This is a genomic window from Bacillus sp. HY001 (assembly GCF_007558965.1).
GTDB classification, from domain to species: Bacteria; Bacillota; Bacilli; order Bacillales; family Bacillaceae_G; genus Bacillus_A; species Bacillus_A mobilis.
On sequence record NZ_VLTE01000423.1, the window covers coordinates 1 to 331 of the forward strand.

Annotated in this window: 1 pseudogene; it reads right to left on the reverse strand. The window is 32.0% G+C overall.

Annotation, left to right across the window (positions count from 1 at the left end):
* Positions 1-331: pseudogene (locus FOT98_RS32075) on the reverse strand (XRE family transcriptional regulator); the annotation flags it as partial.

A 331-nucleotide genomic window follows, 5' to 3' on the forward strand; every position in this document is an offset into this window, starting at 1 on the left:
TTATTCCTAAATTAGCGTAATAGTTTTTAAACCAATTACGTTTCCCAATTTGTTGTTCATCAAGTGGATCACTATACTCCCAATGAGAGATTACTTTTTCATTTTCTAAATCCATTAGAACATTTTCCAACTGTTCTCTAATGCGATTCGGCTTCCAATCTTTTGGGATATCCATTACTGCTAGCAGCCCTTTGTCCCCACCTATAGAATATGGCTTTTTCAATGATGAATACATTTGTCTAATTCTCCATTGCCATGTTAAGTATCGAATTAACCTTTTATGATATTTGTGTCTATAACTATTGTATTCAAGTGCTTTTTTAGATAATAA